The organism is Myxococcus sp. CA005 (assembly GCF_006518205.1).
GTDB lineage: Bacteria > Myxococcota > Myxococcia > Myxococcales > Myxococcaceae > Myxococcus > Myxococcus xanthus.
The window spans coordinates 40,238-55,564 of record NZ_SRLV01000031.1 but is presented as its reverse complement, the minus strand read 5'-3'; the positions used below and the strand labels follow the sequence as shown (position 1 = coordinate 55,564).

General features: G+C 68.7%; 15 protein-coding genes. 12 read left to right on the top strand and 3 right to left on the bottom strand.

The features are described from left to right. Positions 1 to 140 precede the first annotated feature (140 nt). The 5 genes from mreC to FMQ63_RS16095 all read left to right on the top strand — a co-directional run bounded on the left by mreC (position 141) and on the right by FMQ63_RS16095 (position 5,485). Positions 141 to 1,001, top strand: a complete 861-nt coding sequence (gene mreC / locus FMQ63_RS16115; RefSeq protein WP_011552715.1) for a rod shape-determining protein MreC — start codon at positions 141 to 143, stop codon at positions 999 to 1,001. Next, positions 998 to 1,498: a hypothetical protein gene (locus FMQ63_RS16110; protein WP_011552716.1), complete on the top strand. Its 501-nt coding sequence runs from the start codon at positions 998 to 1,000 to the stop codon at positions 1,496 to 1,498. The genes mreC and FMQ63_RS16110 overlap by 4 nt, the downstream gene beginning before the upstream one ends. Next, on the top strand, positions 1,495 to 3,534 hold the full coding sequence (gene mrdA, locus FMQ63_RS16105) for a penicillin-binding protein 2 (protein ID WP_011552717.1): 2,040 nt from the start codon (positions 1,495 to 1,497) through the stop codon (positions 3,532 to 3,534). The genes FMQ63_RS16110 and mrdA overlap by 4 nt, the downstream gene beginning before the upstream one ends. A gap of 7 nt (positions 3,535 to 3,541) precedes the next feature. Then, entirely contained in the window at positions 3,542 to 4,669 is a 1,128-nt protein-coding gene (gene rodA, locus FMQ63_RS16100; RefSeq protein WP_011552718.1) for a rod shape-determining protein RodA, read from the top strand. Positions 4,670 to 4,795: 126 nt separating this feature from the next. Further along, positions 4,796 to 5,485, top strand: coding sequence for a PilZ domain-containing protein (locus FMQ63_RS16095; RefSeq protein ID WP_011552719.1), 690 nt, complete (start codon positions 4,796 to 4,798; stop codon positions 5,483 to 5,485). Between the two features lie 55 nt (positions 5,486 to 5,540). Here FMQ63_RS16095 and FMQ63_RS16090 read toward each other — a convergent pair whose 3' ends face one another. Then, entirely contained in the window at positions 5,541 to 5,876 is a 336-nt protein-coding gene (locus tag FMQ63_RS16090) for a hypothetical protein (protein ID WP_011552720.1), read from the bottom strand. A 177-nt stretch (positions 5,877 to 6,053) separates the two neighbouring features. Here FMQ63_RS16090 and FMQ63_RS16085 point away from each other — a divergent pair, with 177 nt between their 5' ends. Then, positions 6,054 to 6,755, top strand: a complete 702-nt coding sequence (locus FMQ63_RS16085) for a polyphosphate kinase 2 family protein (RefSeq protein ID WP_225888805.1) — start codon at positions 6,054 to 6,056, stop codon at positions 6,753 to 6,755. 79 nt (positions 6,756 to 6,834) lie between these two features. On the opposite strand, the gene trxA is transcribed toward FMQ63_RS16085, so the two are convergent. Continuing rightward, positions 6,835 to 7,167 (bottom strand): thioredoxin, encoded by a 333-nt coding sequence (gene trxA / locus FMQ63_RS16080; protein WP_011552722.1) that lies wholly within the window; start codon positions 7,165 to 7,167, stop codon positions 6,835 to 6,837. A gap of 100 nt (positions 7,168 to 7,267) precedes the next feature. Here trxA and FMQ63_RS16075 point away from each other — a divergent pair, with 100 nt between their 5' ends. The 6 genes from FMQ63_RS16075 (at position 7,268) to FMQ63_RS16050 (ending at position 13,659) form a co-directional block, all read left to right on the top strand. Beyond that, entirely contained in the window at positions 7,268 to 7,729 is a 462-nt protein-coding gene (locus FMQ63_RS16075) for a hypothetical protein (protein ID WP_011552723.1), read from the top strand. Positions 7,730 to 7,763: 34 nt separating this feature from the next. Beyond that, a complete protein-coding gene (locus FMQ63_RS16070) occupies positions 7,764 to 8,579 on the top strand; it encodes an inner membrane protein YpjD (RefSeq protein WP_011552724.1) in 816 nt (271 codons plus the stop codon). 2 nt (positions 8,580 to 8,581) lie between these two features. Beyond that, entirely contained in the window at positions 8,582 to 9,907 is a 1,326-nt protein-coding gene (hemA, locus tag FMQ63_RS16065; RefSeq protein WP_011552725.1) for a glutamyl-tRNA reductase, read from the top strand. Beyond that, positions 9,904 to 10,848, top strand: a complete 945-nt coding sequence (gene hemC, locus FMQ63_RS16060; RefSeq protein WP_011552726.1) for a hydroxymethylbilane synthase — start codon at positions 9,904 to 9,906, stop codon at positions 10,846 to 10,848. Before hemA ends, hemC begins: the two co-directional genes overlap by 4 nt. A 12-nt stretch (positions 10,849 to 10,860) precedes the next feature. Beyond that, on the top strand, positions 10,861 to 11,631 hold the full coding sequence (locus FMQ63_RS16055) for a uroporphyrinogen-III synthase (protein WP_011552727.1): 771 nt from the start codon (positions 10,861 to 10,863) through the stop codon (positions 11,629 to 11,631). A gap of 180 nt (positions 11,632 to 11,811) precedes the next feature. Continuing rightward, complete coding sequence (locus tag FMQ63_RS16050; protein ID WP_011552728.1) at positions 11,812 to 13,659, top strand: GspE/PulE family protein; 1,848 nt, start codon at positions 11,812 to 11,814, stop codon at positions 13,657 to 13,659. Between the two features lie 80 nt (positions 13,660 to 13,739). On the opposite strand, the gene FMQ63_RS16045 is transcribed toward FMQ63_RS16050, so the two are convergent. Continuing rightward, complete coding sequence (locus FMQ63_RS16045; protein ID WP_011552729.1) at positions 13,740 to 15,275, bottom strand: hypothetical protein; 1,536 nt, start codon at positions 15,273 to 15,275, stop codon at positions 13,740 to 13,742. Between the last annotated feature and the right edge of the window lie 52 nt (positions 15,276 to 15,327).

Sequence of the window (15,327 nt, the reverse complement as noted above, 5' to 3'; positions counted from 1 at the left end):
GCCCGGCCGGTGGGTGGTGGACCAGGAACCGCCCCCCATGCAGGCCTTGACTGCCTAGGATAACGCACCGGAAAATGCAAGCGATTTAGAGCCCTTAGCCAGCCCCTGCTCCCCCATTACACCCCCGGAAACTCCTGCCTGTGTGGTCGCTCCTGAAGCGGTATTACCGCCCCCTCATCGTGGGCTTTCTGCTCCTTTCGCCGCTGGTGGCCTTCCTGCTCGGTGGCCGGAAGGGCAGGGAACCCAACTTCGTCGACCGGGCGATCATCGCCGTCGCGTCCCCCGTGCAACAGGGGCTGACGTCCGTCATTGAGGGTGGGGTGGCTGGGGTCCAGAACTACCTGGACCTCCGAGGCGTGCGGCAGGAGAATGACGCATTGCGCTTGGAGAACCTCCAACTGCGCGCGGCGGTGCAGTCCCTGGGGGAGTCGCGGATGGAGAACGAGCGGCTGCGCAAGCTGCTCAACTACGCGGAGGCCGAGCCCGGGCCGGAAATCCCCGCGCGGGTGGTGGGCGTCAATCCGGTGGCGAAGCTGCTGTCGGTCCGCATCAGCAGTGGTGAGCAGCAGGGTGTGTTTCGCGGCATGTCCGTGGTGACGCCGGATGGAATCGTGGGACAGGTCATCCGGGCGACGGGCGGGTATGCGGATGTGGCGCTGGTGACGGACCCGCAGAGCCGGGTGGCGGTGCGTGTGCAGCGCTCGCGGGCCCGGGGCACGGCGGCGGGAACGGGAGGCGGGCCCCTGAAGTTGGAGAACATGCTGCGCACCGAGGATGTGGAGGACGGTGACCTCATCATCACCGCGGGCACGGACGGCATCTATCCGCCCGGCGTGGTGGTGGGACGCGTGACGAACCTGGAGAAGAAGGAGCACGGCATGTTCCAGGGCGCGGACATCGTCCCGGCGGTGGATACGAGCAAGCTGGAAGAGGTGTTGGTGGTGGGCAGCCCCTACAGCGCCATGGCGCCGGGCAGCGCCGCGGAGGGCGCGTCGAAATGAAGTTCCTGGTGTCCGTCGCACTGGCGCTGGCGTTGCTCACGCTGGAATCGGTCCTGGTGAAGCAGGCGGGCCTGGAGCTCGGCCGGATTGACGTCACCGTGGTGTTGGTGGCGTTCCTGGCCCTGCGGGCTTCGCTGCTCGAAGGGACCTTCTCCGCCTTCTCCGTGGGGTATCTGCTCGACCTGATGAGCGGGCAGCCCACCTGGCTCTACACCTTCCTGGCCGTGTTCATCTTCCTGGTGGGAAGGCTGGTGCCGACCTTCGTGGAGGTCCGGGGTCCGCTGGCCTTCGCCTTGTTCGCCATGGGCGCGGACGTGGGCCATTCGCTGCTGGCCACCTTCTTCACCTGGCTGACGGTGAAGGAGGACGGTCCGGGCTCACAGTTGGCGGAGATGCCGCTGCAGGTGGCGCTCACGGGCATCGCGGCGCTGGCGCTCTACCCGTTGCTGCGGCGCTTCGAGGCGTCTCAGGAGCGGCCCACGGGGTTGCTGCGGTGACCCCACCCACCTTGGGCAACACGACGCCGGGGCGCGAGCTCAAGCGGCGCTTCCTGTGGCTGGGCCTGGCCATGATGGCGGGCCTGGGGCTGATTTCCATCCAGCTCTACCGCCTGCAAATCACCCGGGGCGAGGAGTACGCCGCCAAGAGCGTGGCCAACTTCGTCAAGGAAGTGCGGCTGCGCGCCGACCGCGGCGTCATCAAGGACGCGCGCGGCACCATCCTGGTGGACAGCCGCCCGTCCTTCGACGCCTTCATCACCCCGGCCTTCTGCACGGACTGCTACGAGCAGGTCATCCCCCGCCTGGCGGAGCTGCTCCAGTGGGACCCGGACCAGCGCAAGAAGGTGGAGGACATGGTGCGCATGGGGCGGCGCAACGCCCCCTTCCAGCCGGTGCCGGTGCGCGTGGACCTGTCGCGCGACGAGTACGACCGGCTGGCTGCGCGCCGCGACATCCTGGACGGCGTGGAGGTGGCGCCCGTGCCGCACCGGCACTACCGCACCAACTCCGTGCTGTCGCACGTGCTGGGCTACATGAATGAAATCACCCAGGAGGAGCTGGAGCGCCTCAATGGCGACGGCGCCCGCTACGCCCTGGGGGACTACATTGGCCGGCGCGGGCTGGAGCGCTACTTCGAGCAGCGGCTGCGCGGCACCGACGGCGTGCGCAAGGAAGTGGTGAACGCGCGCGGGCAGACCATTGAAGAGCTGAACGACAAGCTGGGCGACAACGCTGTGGTGTCGCCGCGTCCGGGCAACAACCTGGTGCTGTCCATCGACATGCGGTTGCAGGAGGAGGCGGAGCGGGCCTTCCCCGGCGTGACGGGCGCGGTGGTCGCCATCGACGCCAACACGGGCTTCATCCGCGCGCTGGTGTCGCGACCGGGCTTCGACCCCAACCTGCTCACTGGCCGCGTGACGCCCGCGCAGATGGCGCTCCTGTCGAGAGATCCGCTGGACCCGATGATCAACCGCGTGGCCGCCGAGCACTACAGCCCAGGCTCCACCTTCAAGGTCGTCACCGCGCTGGCCGCGTTCAAGTCCGGCGCCTTCCGCCCGGAGACGGTGGTGAACTGCCCCGGAGGCTACCGCCTGGGCGCGCGCACCTGGCGTTGCCACAGGGACGCCGGACACGGGCTCGTGGATGGCTTCACGGCGATGAAGTCGTCCTGCGACACCTGGTACTACAAGGTGGCGGACACCATCGGCCTGGACCCCATTGGAGAGATGGGCAAGGCCCTGGGCCTGGGCAGCCCCACGGGCGTCAACGTGGTGGCCGAGGTCCCAGGCATCATGCCGACCAGCGCCTATCACGACAAGGCGTCGCCCGGCGGCTACACCAAGGGCATGGCGCTCAACAGTTCCATTGGCCAGGGCGACAACAACGTCACGCCCCTCCAGTTGGCGCTGGTGTACGCGGCCATCGCCAACGGCGGCACGCTCTACAAGCCGCAGATGGTGAACCGTCTGGAGAACCTGGACGGGCAGACCATCGAGTCGTTCCAGCCGGAGGTGGTGCGGAAGGTGGACCTGCCGCCCGCGCACCTCAAGGCGGTGGTGGATAGCCTGGTGATGGTGGCGCACGAGCCGGGCGGTACCGCCTATCGCGCGCGCATGAATCACATGCGGGACAAGGACATCCTGGTGGCGTCCAAGACGGGGACCGCGCAGGTGGCCCGCCTGGGGGCAATCCGGCTGCGGACGCACCAGATGAGCTACTTCGAGCGCGACCACGCCTGGTACGCGGGGTTCGCGCCGGCGGACAAGCCGGAGCTGGTCATCGTCGTGCTCAACGAGCACGGCGGCCACGGCGGTTCGGACGCGGCGCCCACCGCGATGGCGGTGTTCCAGAAGTACTTCGATTTGAAGAAGCTGGACGCCACGGCTCCGCCGCCGCGTCCCAACCAGCCCTACACGCCGTCCTCCGTGACGCGCGCGCCCTCGGCCGACGAGGCGGCGCTGACGCGAAGGGTACGGCCACCGGCCCGGCTTCCGGGCGATGAAGAGGACCGCACGCGTGCAACTGCGGATTGAGCGCCGGATGGTGCCCCACATCCCCTGGGGCCTCATCTTCTCCGTGCTGGCGGTGTGCGGGCTGGGCATCTGGAACCTCGCCTCGGCGTCACGGCCGCCGCACTCACCCGTCTGGGGCTCGCAGATGGGCTACCTGGGCATCAGCATGGTCGCCGTGCTGGTGGTGTGCCTGGTGGACTACCGGTGGATTCAGCGCATGGCGCTGCCCATCTACGTGGGCAACATCTTGCTGCTCATCGCGCTGCGCTTCTTCGGCCACACGGCCAAGGGCGCGGAGAGCTGGTTCGTCATCGGCCCGTTCCGCATGCAGCCCGCGGAGTTCATGAAGATTGGCGTCGTGCTGATGTTGGCCAAGGTCTATCACGACGACTTCCAGCCCAACGCGCCCTCGTACAACCTGACGCGGCTGTGGAAGCCGGTGCTCGTCGTCTTCGTGCCCTTCGCGCTGGTGCTGGTGCAGCCGGACCTGGGCACCGCGCTGATGATTGGCCTGTCATCGCTCACCATCGTCCTCTTCGGGAAGGTGCGCTGGTATCTGGTGGCCACGCTGGTGGCGGGCGTGTTCGCCGCGGGCATCGTCATCTGGAACGACTACATCCGTGACGTGCCGGAGCCTCGGCCCACCATCGTCCGGCACCACCTGAAGAAGCACCAGAGCCAGCGCATCTCCGGTTGGCTGGACCCCGAGGCGGACCTGCGCGGCAGCGGCTATCACGCGGCGCAGTCGAAAATCGCGGTGGGCAGCGGCGGCGTGTCCGGCAAGGGCTGGCGTGAGGGCACCCAGACGGGCCTGCGCTTCCTGCCCGAGCAGCACACCGACTTCATCTTCTCCGTGTGGGCGGAGGAGCATGGCTTCGTCATGTGCATCGTCCTGCTGGTGCTCTACGGCGCCATCTTCATCTTCGGCCTGGGCGTGGGTTTCAACGCGCGTGACAGGTTCGGCGCCTTCGTCGCGGTGGGCGTCGTGGCGATGCTCTTCTGGCAGGTGTTCGAGAACATCGGCATGGTGATTGGCCTGCTGCCGGTGACGGGAATCACCCTGCCGTTGATGAGTTATGGCGGCTCATCCCTGCTTTCCGTGATGCTCAGCATCGGCTTGCTGGTGAACATCAGCATGCGCCGTCACATGTTCTGAGAAATTCCGGATTTATCCTCGCGAGACGGGCGCAAGCGTTTCTCGGCGCGCGGCATGGGGTGGTGTATGAATCACCCCACCAACGCACGTGGAGGGCGAGTCCTCCCGGGCAGATGAGGACGCGTCATGCAGAGGAAGGGTGGCCAGAAGGCAGTCGGGAGCACGCGGGTGGAGGCGCCGGTGCGCGCGCCCGCGCGAGCGCCAGTGCAGGCCGCGGCGCTGGCGAAGGAGGTCCGCCCCGCGGTGGTTCCGGCGCGTCCTGGCGGCAACGTGGCGGCGGTGAGCCCCGAGCCGAGGCCGACCTTCACGCCGTTGATTGAGATGAACCAGGGCGAGGCGGAGCACCGTCACTTTCCCCGCGCCCAGCTCGCCACGCGCTTCGAGGTGTGGGTGGATGACGAGGCGGGCGAGCGTCGCTTCGAGGCGAGCCTCGTGTCCGTCAACGTCAGCGTCAGCGGGGCGTTCCTGGAGAGCACCTTCTACTTGCCGCTGGGCACCGTGCTGGGCGTGCGCTTCGCGCTGGAGCCGGGCGCCGCGCCCGTGCAGGCGCGCGCGGAAATCGTGCGGGAGGAGCGGGGGGACGGGCCGGAGGGCCGCAGCGGCTTTGGCGTGCGCTTCCTCGACTTCAGCGGTCAGACGGAGGTGGCACTGGCGCGGCTCTTCGTGGGGATGCGGCTGAGGGCCTTCGCGGAGGACTATCTCAAGTCCCAGCGGGCTCGCTCCCTGCCCAACGAGGTGGAACGCGTGGTGGACGTGCTGGCGGCCTGGGAGCTGCTCAAGGCGACGTCGTCCGTTTCCGACCCTTGGCAGGGCTGATGCGTTGGACCGGTCATCGCCCAGGGCCGTGGGCGGGTGTCCGGTGTGCAGGCACTCAGGCCGACTTGCTGCCCGAAATCTGGCGGCGGCGTTCGGCCTGGTAGTGCGCGGAGCACAGACCCTTCGAGCGCTGCTCGCGACTACAGCCCTCCATGGTGCAACGGCGATCCAGTGACACCAGGCTGGCGCCCGCCATCACCTTCGGCGGACGGCCGCGGCGTCGGCCCGCGGTGAGCGCGGTAGAGCTGGGCGAGGTGCTGCCCAGCCTGGGCATCCCGTCGTTGAGCGCGCGCAGCATGCCGCGGCCAATGGCGTCTCCCAAGGCTTCGGCCCAGTTCACCATGGCCGGCGTCAGCGGGACGGTGGACAATTCTTTGCGTGGACGTGCCATGAATACTCCAAGTGAAAACAGTCAGCCAACACAGACACTGCTATGTGCCTATTTGGCGGTTGAAGTCATCGCTGTCAATACAACCTTGGAGGGTCTGTCTTGACTCGTAAACGATCTCAAAAAATTGATGACAAGACTGCAAATGGATACGTGTTTCCCGTATGTCCTCACGGCACTGTGACACTCGCAGCGGTCGACCCGTCTGTCTCGGCGGGTGAACACGCGAAATATGAGAAGACGCTCAAAACGCTCCAGGAGCGCGTCTTCGAACTGCAGATCCAGAACTACCTGGCGGGGCGGAAGGCCGTCATCGTCTTCGAGGGCTGGGACGCCTCCGGCAAGGGCGGCGCCATTCGCAGGCTCACCACGCTGATGGACCCGCGTGGTTACAAAGTCTGGCCCATCTCCTCGCCGTCAGAGGAAGAGCGCAGACACCATTACCTGTGGCGCTTCTGGCGCAAGACGCCGGGCGCGGGCGAGGTCTGCATGTTCGACCGGAGCTGGTACGGCCGGGTGCTGGTGGAGCGGGTAGAGGGCTTCGCGAAGCCGGCGGAATGGCGGCGCGCCTACGATGAAATCAATGCTTTTGAACACATGCTCACCGCGGACGGTGTGCGGATGGTGAAGTTCTTCATCCACATCGACAAGAAGACGCAGTTGCTGCGGTTTCGCGAGCGCGAGGCGGACCCGGCCAAGCGCTACAAGCTGGGGCCCGAGGACTGGCGGAACCGGGCGAAGTGGAAGAAGTACGAAGCGGCCATCCAGGAGATGCTGGACCGCACGCACCGCCCCGACGCGCCGTGGCACGTGGTGCCTGGGAACGACAAGCGCTACTCGCGGTTGGAGGTGCTCCGCCGCTGCGTGGAGTTGCTGGGCTGAGACAGGAGGAGGCCGCGGGGAGGGGCGCGGAAGAGCAGCAGGGGCTCTCTCGCGCGTCCGACCCCGCAGCGCGGCGCGTCTACGTCAGGGCCTTCTTCACCGCCTCTTCGATGCGGGCCTTGGGCACCGCGCCGACAATCTGCTCCACCACGCGGCCGCCCTTGAACAGGAGCAGGGTGGGGATGGAACGGATGCCGTACTCCTGCGGCGTGTCCTGGTTCTCATCGATGTTGAGCTTGGCGAACTTCACCTGCCCCTTGTACTGCGAGGCCAGCGCTTCGATGGAGGGCGCGATGGCGCGGCACGGCGCGCACCACGTCGCCCAGAAATCCACCAGCACGGGCTCCTGGGAGTCCAGGACCTGCTGCTTGAAATCGCCATCCCCGATGTTCGTCACGTCCGCGCCTGCCATGGTGTCTCCTCGTGCCCTGTCCGGGCACCTCCGCCGCGTGTAGTACGCGTCCGGTGGGCCTGCAAGGATCGGCCGGCCATCAGCCAATCTGGCGGCTCAGATGCGGATGGATGGCGCCTGTTTCAACCATTTCCCCCAAGCGTTCCCCCTGGGGAGGGGTGGCTGGTGTAAGCTGGAAGGCGTGACGAAGCTCTTCCTGCCCCAGACCCAGCTCGAGGAGTGGGCGCTGGCGGACAAAGCAGACCTGCGCGAAGGCCGGCTGGTGGTGATGGCGGAAGGCGGCGTGGCCTTCCCCCTCATGCCCGCGGTCCACTTCGTCCAACTCGTGTCGGGCGAAGACACCCAGGGGTTGGTGGCCCGGGTGAAGACCGAGGAGCAACTTGCCCGACTGGGTGCCGAGCAGATGGCCGACTCGGTGCTGGTGGGGGACAACGCCTATGAGGTTGTTCCAGGGTATGTAGCGGAGGTCGCCGCCGGCGCGCCCAGGCCAGAGGGCGCGGACAAGAAACCGGACTCTGAAGCAGACCTTCTGGCTGCCTTCATCCTCAACAAGATGGGCTGATTCGCCCGTCTTCCGTGGTTATGAGCCTGCCCCTATGAGCCACACGCTCGTCTCGCTCGCCTGCCACGCGTATGGCATCGCCGCTGTCGTCTACCTGGCCTACCTGGTCCGCCAGTCCGAGGCCCTGGCCACGGCCGGGCGCGTGCTGGTGGGCGGTGGATTGGCGCTGCATGGCGTGGCGCTCTTCGAGTTGCTCGGGGTGCAGAGCGGGCGGCCGGTGGGCCTGGCGCAAGGCTTCTCCGCGCTGGCCTTCCTGCTGCTGGCCATCTTCCTGTTCCTGGACGTGCGCTACCGCCGGCCCGTCATCGGCGCCTTCCTCACGCCGCTGGCGCTGGCCGCGTTGCTGCCCGGTCTGCTGTTGCAGGGCGGGCAGGCGCCGCTGCCTCCCGGGGTGCGTCAGCCGCTGTTGCCGCTGCACATCACCCTGGCGCTGATGGGGCTGGCCGCGTTCGCGGTCGCCGCGGGAGTGGGCGTCATGTACGTGCTCATGGAGCGGCAGGTGAAGGCGAAGCGCTTCGGTTTGCTGTTCTCCCGCCTGCCCTCCCTGGAGTTCCTGGACACGCTGAACCGGCGCCTGGTGGTGTGGGGCTTCCTGGCGCTGTCCATCACGCTCGCCACGGGGGCCTTCTTCGTGGGCACCGCGCCGGGCCCCTGGACCGTGGATGGGAAGACGCTGGCCACCCTCGTTGCGTGGGCGGTCTTCGCCGCGCTGCTGGTGGCGCGTTCCGTCGCGGGCTGGCGGGGGCGGCGGGTGGCCTTCCTCACCATGGCGGGGTTCTGCCTGGTCATGGTGTCCTTCCTGTCCTCGTATGACGTGTCGTCGCCCTCGGCGGCCATGAGGATGCCCTGAGTATGGAGCTCATTTGCATTGGCCTGTCCCACCGGACGGCGCCCCTCACCGTCCGCGAGCGACTGGCCTTGCCGGAGTCGCGTCAGGTGGACGTGCTCCAGCGGCTGGCCCAGGCGCCCGTGGAGGCCCTCTGGGTGTCCACCTGCAACCGCGTGGAGGTGTACCTGTTCGCGCCGGACGCGGCGATGGCGCGGCAGCGCGCCTTGATGGAGCTGCAGGTGCTGGGCGGGGTGGAAGCCCTGGAGCACCTCTACGAGCACCAGGGCGAGGCGGCGCTGGTGCACCTGTTCCGCGTGGCGTGCAGCCTGGACTCCATGGTGCTGGGCGAGGCTCAGATTCTGGGCCAGGTGAAGGAAGCCTTCGAGCGGGGCCAGGGCGCGGGCGCGGTGCGTGGTGAGTTGATGCGCGCGTGCGCGGCGGCCTTCAGCTGCGCCAAGCGCGTGCGCACGGAGACGGCCATTGGCCGCGCGGCCACGTCCATGGCGGCGGCGGCGGTGCAACTGGCCAGCAAGGTGTTCGATGGGCTCGCGGGCAAGACGGTGCTGGTGGTGGGCGCGGGGGAGATGGGCGAGCTGGCGGCGCGCCACTTGAAGCAGGCTGGTGCGTCGAAGCTCTACGTCACCAACCGCACCCTGTCGCGAGCGGAGGCGCTGGCGGCGGAGGTGGGCGGACAGGCGAGGCCCTTCGAGGAGCTGCTCGGTCTGGTGGCCGCGGCGGACGTGGTGGTGTGCAGCACGGCGTCGCAGGCGCCGCTCTTCACGCGGGACAACGTGGGCGCCCTGGGGCGCGGACGCCGGGGGCGGCCGCTGTTCATGGTGGACCTGGCGGTGCCTCGCGACATCGATCCGGCGGTGGGCACGCTGGACTGGGTACATGCATACGACGTGGACGACATCCAGAAGTTCGTCGCGGACAACGCCGCGGCGCGCGCGGAAGAGGCGCAGAAGGCGGGCGTGCTCGTCGCGCAGGAAGTAGCGCGTTTCGTCAAGGAGCGTGCGCTGCGTGAGGGCACGCCGGTGCTGGCGCGACTGCGTCAGCGCGCGGAAGCCATTGCCCGCTCCGAGGTGGAGCGCACGCTGGGCGCCCTGGGCGACGGACTCAACGAAAAGCAACGCAAGAGCATCGAGGCCATGGGCCGAGCCATCGTCAACAAGCTGCTGCATGAGCCCACCGCGCGGCTGCGCGCCGTGGGGCCGGAAGGGGAGGGCAACCGCCTGGCGGGTGCCGCCGCCGAGCTGTTCGGTCTCCTGGAGGAGGAGGTCGGCACCGCCGCCGCCGCGCCCTCCGTCATGGCCGCGCCAGTCCAGGTCGCCACGGGGGGCAAGTGATGACGCACGTGCGTATCGCCACCCGGCAGAGTCCCCTGGCGCTCTGGCAGGCGCGTCACGTGGGCGCGCTGCTGACCTCGCGGCATCCCGGTTTGGAAGTGACCCTGGTGGAGATGACCACCGAGGGAGACCGCTTCCTGTCCGCGCCGTTGTCCGCGGTGGGCGGCAAGGGCTTGTTCGTGAAGGAAATCGAACAGGCGCTGCTCGACGGCCGTGCGGACATCGCCGTGCATAGCCTCAAGGACATGACGTCCGTGTTCCCGGAAGGGCTGATACTCGCGGCGGTGCCGGAGCGGGAGGATCCGCGCGACGTCTTCTGTGGCCTGGGCGGGCTGACGTTGGACACGCTTCCGCAGGGCGCGCGCGTGGGCACGTCGTCGCTGCGCCGGAGCTGCATCTTGCGCTCGCGCCGGCCGGACGTGGACATCGTCAGCGTGCGCGGCAACGTGCAGACGCGCCTGGCGAGGACGCGGGAGCAGGGGCTCGCGGGTGCGCTGCTGGCCTACGCCGGACTCAAGCGCCTGGGCCTGGAGGACGTCATCACCCAGGTGCTGCCGCCCGAGGTGAGCCTGCCCGCGGTGGGGCAGGGCGTGTTGGCCATCCAGTGCCGCACGGACGATGCGCGCGTGCGCGCGCTGCTGGTGCCGCTGGAGCACGCCACCACTCGCATCGCCGTCACCGCCGAGCGCGCGCTGCTGGCGAAGCTGGAGGGGGGCTGCACCGTGCCCCTGGCCGGGTATGCCACCGTGTCGGGCGACACCGTCTTCCTGCGCGGACTCGTGGGCCGTCCGGATGGCACACACGTGGTGCGGGGCGAGGTGCGCGGCCCCGTGTCGCAGGCCCATGCACTGGGTGAATCCCTGGCGGATGACCTGCTTTCGCGTGGGGCGGCGGACATCTTGCGTGATTTCGCGCGCCGCTTCGAGGCGCGGGAGTCCTAGACTGCTGCTCGCGTGGAACGGCGACTTGAAGGCAAGAGAGTCTTGGTGACGCGCCCGCGTGAGCGGGCCGAGGAGTTGTGCTTCCTCCTGGAGGATGAGGGCGCCGAAGTGCTGAGCGTGCCCCTTCTGGAACTGCATCCTCCGGAGGACCCACGTCCGCTGGCGTCTGCGGCCGAGCACATCCAGCGCTACACCTGGGTGGTGTTCGCGAGCCCGACCGGCGTGGATGCGCTGATGGAGGCCCTGCGCGAGGCGGGCACCCAGGACCGGATACAGCGGGTGAAGGTGGCCACCGTGGGGCCGCGCACGACGCGCGCCGCGGAGGGCTACGGCCTGGTCGTGGTGGCCGAACCTTCCGAGGGCACGGGCGCGGCCCTGCTCAACCTCATCAAGGATGCGCTGCAACCGGGTGACGAAGTCCTGCTTCCCGCCGCCGAGGAAGGCCGGCGTGAGCTGGAAGACGGGCTGAGAGAGTACGGCCTCCTGGTGACGCGGGTGACGGCGTATCGCGCCACGCCCGCGCCCCTGCCACCGGAGTCGCTGGCCTTACTGGATGCCTCACCGCCGGACGTCGTGCTCTTCGCTTCGCCGCGCACGGCCGAGGCCTTCGTGGAAGAGGCCGGACGCGAGCGCCTGGCCACCGCTCGGGTGGTGGCAATCGGTCCGACGACGGCGTCCGCCCTGGAGCGGCTGGGCGTGCCCGCGGCGGCCGTCGCGGAGCGGCCGACGCCAGAGTCCCTGGTGGATGCCGCCGTGCTCGCGGTGACGAGCACCGTGCACTGACGGTGGCGCGGCGCCGTGCCCGCACGGCCGCACGACGTGCCTGACAGCGGCTCCATGCCTGGCTGGTGGAGCGGGGGGCGCAGGGGTGTTTTCCGCTCGGTGCACCACCGTGTGCCGGAGTCCGTCTGGTACGCTTCGGGGTCGCACTCCGGCGGGTGGCCGGGGTGAAAGGAGACGCGCTTGGTACAGCCAGTGAGCGGCGTGGGTGGCACTGCTCCGAAGAGCCGGGATGACTTCACCACGCTGTTCGTGCTGGAGGCGCTCGTTGCCCAGGGGCTGCTGCAACCCCAGCAGGCCCAGGAGGTGCTGGCCCGCGAGGGCGCCGCGCGCGCCCGGGTGCTCAAGGCCCACCAGGGGGCCACGGGGGGCAGCAAGGAGGCCGCGCGGTACGACGTATCTCCGGTGGAAATCGTGGCGGCGTTCCAGGTGCCGCTGTCCAACGGCCGAGGCGTGCTGGACGAGGACCGCGTCACGGAGGCTGCCGCGCGCGCCGCCGGCATGACCTACCGGAAGATTGACCCGCTCAAGCTCGACATGGCGCTGGCCACGCGCACCGTGTCCAGGCCCTACGCGCAGAAGCACGTGCTGCTTCCCCTGGAGCGCACCCCGCAGGGCCGGCTGCTGGTGGCGGTGGCCAACCCTTTCGACCGGGAACTCTTCGAAAGCTTCCACCGCCTGACGGGGCTGCCGGTGGAGCCCGTCCTCAGCGCGAAGGCGGACATCCTCAAGTCCATCAGCGACATCTACGGCTTCAAGAAGACGCTGGCGCGCGCCGCCGACGACTTCAGCGCCGCCGCCGGAGCCCAGGTCGCCAACTTCGAGCAGCTCGTCTCGCTCAGCGGCACCCAGGAGTTGGAGGCGTCGGACCGGCCCGTGGTGCAGGCGGTGGACTACCTGCTGCGCTACGCGTTCGACAATCGCGCCTCGGACATCCACATTGAACCCAAGCGCACCACCAGCGTGGTGCGTCTGCGCATCGACGGCGTGCTGCACCCGGTGCACACGCTGCCGGCGCCGGTGCATCCGCCCATCGTCTCGCGCGTGAAGATGCTGGCGCGCATCGACATCTCCGAGCGCCGCAAGCCGCAGGACGGCCGCATCAAGACGGAGCGCGACGGCCGCGAGGTCGAACTCCGCGTGTCCACGCTGCCCACCGCGTTCGGCGAGAAGGTGGTCATCCGCATCTTCGACCCGGAGACGCTGGTGCAGGACATCGCCCAGCTCGGCTTCGAGCCCGACGAGAAGAGCGCCTTCGAGTCCTGGATTGACCAGCCACACGGCCTCATCCTCGTCACGGGCCCCACGGGCAGCGGGAAGACGACGACGCTCTACTCCGCGCTCAAGGCGCTGGCGGGCCCGGACGTCAACGTCACCACCATCGAAGACCCCATCGAAATGGTGTGGGACGCCTTCAACCAGGTGCAGGTGCAGCCCAAGGTGGGGCTCGACTTCGCCGGAGCGCTGCGCCACATCCTCCGCCAGGACCCGGACGTCATCATGGTGGGCGAGATTCGCGACCCGGAGACGGCGGAGAACGCGATTCAATCCGCGCTCACCGGCCACCTGGTGCTGTCCACGCTGCACACCAACGACGCGCTGGGCGCGGTGGCGCGCATGCGGGATTTGGGCGTGCCGTCCTTCCTCCTGGCGCAGAGCCTCCTGGGCGTCATGGCGCAGCGGCTGCTGCGCCGGGTGTGCAGTCATTGCGCGCAGGAGACGACGCTGACACCGGATGAGCTGCTCGCGCTCCAGGCGCCCCTGCCGCTGCTGCCCGGTGGTGTGCGCCTGCTCAAGGGGGCAGGGTGCGTGCGTTGCCGTGGCACCGGCTTCGTGGGCCGCACGGGCGTCTTCGAAATCGTCACCAGCGCGGGCGAGCTGAGAGACCTCATCGCCCGCGAGGCCCCCTATTCGCAGATGGTGGACGCGGCCCGGCGCTCCGGCATGCGGACGCTGCGCGAGGCCGCCGTGCGCAAGCTGGCCCAGGGCTTCACCGCCTTCGACGAGGTGGTGCGGATGACGACCGTCTGACGCACGACGGCCCGGCCTCCCACGAGGAGAGGCCGGGCCGCGGAGTCCTTCTGGCTGCCCCGGTGGGGCAGGGCGGTGGACTAGAAGCGCGCCTGGAGCATCGTGTTGAAGCCCAGCGCGTGCGGGCGCTCGAAGCTCGGCTGCGCCACACCCGTCACGTCGTCCCGGAACGTGGTCCGGTTGGTGTCGTACGTGTAGTAGACCTCGCCGACGGCGGCGACGGAGTCGGACAGGTCCCAGCGGAACGTGGCCTTCGCGGAGTAGATGGGCTCCGCCTTGCACGCCGCGCCGCCGCGGCCGCACGTCTCCGGAAGGATGCTGAGCTGGTTCACGTCACGCACCACGACGGTGCGCGTGCCGATGAGGTTCTCCGGCGGGTTGTTGCCGCCCAGCACCGGCGTGGGGCTGCGGAACGAGGCCGGCTGCTGCACACCGATGATGAAGCCCGGCGTGAAGTGCAGCTTCGGCAGGTGGTAGTCCGCGCCCACCGCGAGGAACATCTCCGGCTTCAGCTCCGTGCCCTCCGGGAAGTCCTGGAACGGCGGGAAGCCCGGCACCTCGAACTGGATGAAGGACAGGCTGCGGTACAGGCCGAGGAGGCTGACGCGGAGCAGGTCGTACTTCGCGCGCGCCTGGAGGGCCACGGCGGTGGCGCCCTGCGGCTTGGTGGCGCCGAAGTCGTTGGGCTTCTCCAGCGTCTGCGACAGGTAGCTACCTTCCAGCGACACGGTGTACGACAGGCCGCCCGGGTACTGCTCCGGCGCGAAGAAGCGCTGATAGATGTCCGGGTCGTTCTTGTAGAGCCGGAAGTCCACGCTGGTGCCGACGGGCACACCCACGTGGTAGACGATTTGTCCGGACACGCCCGCGGCGTTCACCGGCGCTTCCACGCCGAGCGTCGCCAGGCCGGGCACCAGGCCCTTCTGGAAGTAGCCGCCGCCGGCCTCGACGCGCAGCGTCTCCAGGATGTCCCAGCCCGCGCCGGCCATGAGGCCGTACTTGGTCTCTTCCTCGCGGATGAGCTCGTTCTGCATGAGCGCAGTCTTGCCGCCGACGTACGCGTACCAGTTGTCGCGGGTGATCTGCAGCTTGCCACCGGGCACGCCGTTGGTGGCGGCGCGGGTGGTGAACACGCCGCTGCCACCCCAGGAGATGCGGTACGCATAGCCCAGACGGAAACGGTCCGCGGACACCGGGAAGCCGACGAGCGAGATGCCTTCCTTCTCGCTCCAGCCCGGCGGCTGGTAGTTGAGGCGGATGTAGCTGGAGTTGTCCCGGATGTCGACGCCGCCCGACGGCCGCTCGAGCACCAGCAGCGTCAGCGCCGCTTCGGTCGTCAAACCCTCGAAGAACGCCGGTGCCCGCTTGTAGAGCACCACGTTCGACAGGGACTCGAAGCCGGAGAACCGGGTGTTGAAGTTGTCGTAGAACTGCGTGTTCTGGTTGCCGGCGCCGAACCGTGCATCGGGGCTGTTCGGCGTCGTCTCACCAGAGCCCGCGAGCACGTTGTCGTCCGCGAAGACGAACGACAGACGGGTGTCCACGAAGTCACTGGCCCACGCGGGCGCACTCAGGGAAATCAGGCCGGTCAGGGCCAGCTTCTGCAGCGTTTTCAATGTCCCTCTCCACGGAGCGGCCCAATGGACCGCTCCTCCCTGCTTCCCGTCA

Bases quoted from the DNA above. Each gene is read 5' to 3' on its own strand.
- FMQ63_RS16110 (WP_011552716.1), top strand. From the start codon at position 998: ATGAAGTTCCTGGTGTCCGTCGCACTGGCGCTGGCGTTGCTCACGCTG.
- rodA (WP_011552718.1), top strand. From the start codon at position 3,542: ATGGTGCCCCACATCCCCTGGGGCCTCATCTTCTCCGTGCTGGCGGTG.
- FMQ63_RS16095 (WP_011552719.1), top strand. From the start codon at position 4,796: ATGCAGAGGAAGGGTGGCCAGAAGGCAGTCGGGAGCACGCGGGTGGAG.
- FMQ63_RS16090 (WP_011552720.1), bottom strand. From the start codon at position 5,876: ATGGCACGTCCACGCAAAGAATTGTCCACCGTCCCGCTGACGCCGGCC.
- trxA (WP_011552722.1), bottom strand. From the start codon at position 7,167: ATGGCAGGCGCGGACGTGACGAACATCGGGGATGGCGATTTCAAGCAG.
- FMQ63_RS16075 (WP_011552723.1), top strand. From the start codon at position 7,268: ATGCGGATGGATGGCGCCTGTTTCAACCATTTCCCCCAAGCGTTCCCC.
- FMQ63_RS16070 (WP_011552724.1), top strand. From the start codon at position 7,764: ATGAGCCACACGCTCGTCTCGCTCGCCTGCCACGCGTATGGCATCGCC.
- hemA (WP_011552725.1), top strand. From the start codon at position 8,582: ATGGAGCTCATTTGCATTGGCCTGTCCCACCGGACGGCGCCCCTCACC.